The organism is Halomonas sp. SIMBA_159 (genome assembly GCF_046536035.1).
Taxonomy (GTDB): Bacteria; Pseudomonadota; Gammaproteobacteria; order Pseudomonadales; family Halomonadaceae; genus Vreelandella; species Vreelandella venusta_A.
In genome coordinates this window covers 1-245 of record NZ_JAWJBT010001297.1, presented here as the reverse complement: position 1 = coordinate 245, position 245 = coordinate 1, and the positions used below count along the sequence as shown (strand labels likewise).

Annotated in this window: 1 protein-coding gene; it reads left to right on the top strand. The window is 73.5% G+C overall.

The window, feature by feature from the left end; translation table 11 throughout:
- On the top strand, nt 1–245 hold a 245-nt coding region (locus R0J87_RS23435), incomplete at both ends, for a rhodanese-like domain-containing protein (RefSeq protein WP_498889380.1).

Here is a 245-nt window from a genome sequence, read left to right as displayed (position 1 = left end):
CGGATGAGTGAGGTTCCGCTGCGCGGGCGCGCGGAGACGGCCAGTGCGGCGACGACCAGCGAGGCGACCTCGGTTCCCGCGCGCCCGGCGGTACCTCACGTCGCCGCGGACGCACTCGACGACGAGGTCACCGCCGGAGCGTTCGTGCTCGATGTGCGCGAGGCGGATGAGGTCGCCTTCGGGGCGATCCCCGGCTCCCGGCACGCTCCGCTGGCGGAAGTGCTCGGTCGTCCCGGGGCTTTTTC